General features: G+C 73.5%; 2 protein-coding genes. Both read right to left on the reverse strand.

Features of this window, described 5'->3' with window-relative positions:
• Window positions 1–320: 320 nt before the first annotated feature.
• Window positions 321–1,298, reverse strand: a complete 978-nt coding sequence (locus tag TA90_RS00435) for a siderophore-interacting protein (RefSeq protein WP_052450314.1) — start codon at window positions 1,296–1,298, stop codon at window positions 321–323.
• The coding region (locus TA90_RS00440) for an ABC transporter ATP-binding protein (protein WP_043534067.1) at window positions 1,295–1,805 on the reverse strand (511 nt) is incomplete at its 5' end. The genes TA90_RS00440 and TA90_RS00435, both read right to left, overlap by 4 nt.

Below are 1,805 nucleotides of genomic sequence, written 5' to 3' on the forward strand. Positions count from 1 at the left end.
GGTCACAGTCGAGTCTCAGCGGTGAATCCGAGCCGCGAATGCCGCGTGTCGAANAGGCGTTGCCCAGAGCAGGACAACGCTGGCCCTGTGCTCGACACCAGTGTANAGCACTGGTGGATCGCGCGCCTCGTCGGCGCTGCTGTCATCGGTGACCAGCGGGTTGCGCCGGGCGAGCACCACCGAGCTGAGCGCCGCCCGGGCACGCCCGGGGACGTGCGCGTGGCGCTCGGTGTGGGCCCGTCCGTGGCGATCGGTCCACGTGGTGGGTCCCTCGGGGCGGACGGGGACGGCCGGGCCCCCCGTCGCTGCCGGCACGGCGGTCACCGCGTGCCCCCGGAGAACAGGTGTGCCAGGGCGTCGCCGGTGAGGGCAGTGTCCTCGGGCAGCATGACGGCGGACTCGTCGCGGACCCGGTCGTGGTCCGCCGAGACCGCGTAGGAGGTCTCGGTGCTGCCGGCGTGCCAGTACCCGATGACCAGCTGGCCGGCCCTGGGTACGCCCAGCGCGCGGACCTCCCGTCGGAGCCTGCGCACCACGTGGGACTCCGCCGAGACCCAGACGAAGGCCTCCTCCAGCGCCACCGGCACCTCCGCCAGCTCGGCGCGGGCCTCTTGCGTGAGCAGGCCCGAGAAGGCGGCGGGCGTCCCCCCGCGGTGCAGCCACCTCACCTCGACACCGTCCGGGTGTGCCAGCTCCTGCTCGTCCTCCGGGCCGTCGACCTCCAGCAGTGCCACACCACGCTGGTGGGTGGGCAGCTGCTCGAGGATGGCGGAGGCCCCGGGCAGGCCGGTGTCGTCGGCCACCAGGAGGATCCAGGTGCAGGGCCCGGGCAGGCGACCGCCCCCGCCCAGCGCGCCGAGCCGGTCGCCGGGGCGCGCGTCCTCCACCCAGGCCGAGGCCAGTCCCTCGCGCCCGTGACGCACGAAGTCCACGTCCAGCGTCGCCGCGTCCACGTCGAAGTCACGGACCGTGTAGGTGCGCACCCGCTCGCGCTGCCCGGGGGTGAAGTCGTAGTGGTGCCCCTCCCCGGGGGTGGGGAGGTCCGGTGAGGCGCCCTCGTGGGGGAAGAGCAGTTTGATGTTGGGGATGCGGGGTGCACGCAGGTAGGCGGCGACGCCCTCGCCCGCGAAACGGACCCGGCGCATGCTGGCCGAGACGTCGTGGACGGCGGCGACCTCGATGAGGGCGGGCAACCCGTCGGTGTCGTGACGGTGGCCGCCCCGCCGCCCCGAGTGGCCGCGGGGCTCAGGGTGGTCGTGGTGTCCCGGGTGGTCGTGGTGTCCGTGCCGGTCGCTCATGCGCTCCTCCTCGAGTCGGGTCCGCCGGTGGGGATGATCCAGGGCCGTCCGGTGACGGGATCGGGCAGGCACAGGCAGGGCACGTCGTAGACCTCCTCGATGAGGGCGGCGTCGACGACGTCCTCGGGTCGCCCCTGGGCGATGACGCGCCCCTCCTTCATGACGATGAGGTGGCTGGCGTAGCGGAACGCCAGGTTGAGGTCGTGCAGCACGGCCACCAGTGTGTACCCGCCGCCCTCGTGGAGCCCGCGGCACAGGTCCAGGACCTCCAGCTGGTGGGTGAGGTCCAGGAAGGTCGTGGGCTCGTCGAGCAGCAGCAGTGGCGTCTCCTGGGCGAGCACCATGGAGAGCCACACGCGCTGCCTCTGCCCGCCCGAGAGCTCGTCCACACGTCGCCCGGCGAGGTCGGTGACGCCGGTCGCGGCGAGGGCGTGGGCGACCGCCCGGTCGTCCTCGGGCGACCACTGGCGCAGCAGGGACTGGTGGGGGAAACGTCCGCGCGCCACC

The organism is Actinomyces polynesiensis, from assembly GCF_000820725.1.
Lineage (GTDB): Bacteria > Actinomycetota > Actinomycetes > Actinomycetales > Actinomycetaceae > Pauljensenia > Pauljensenia polynesiensis.

Bases quoted from the DNA above. Each gene is read 5' to 3' on its own strand.
- TA90_RS00435 (WP_052450314.1), bottom strand. From the start codon at position 1,298: ATGAGCGACCGGCACGGACACCACGACCACCCGGGACACCACGACCAC.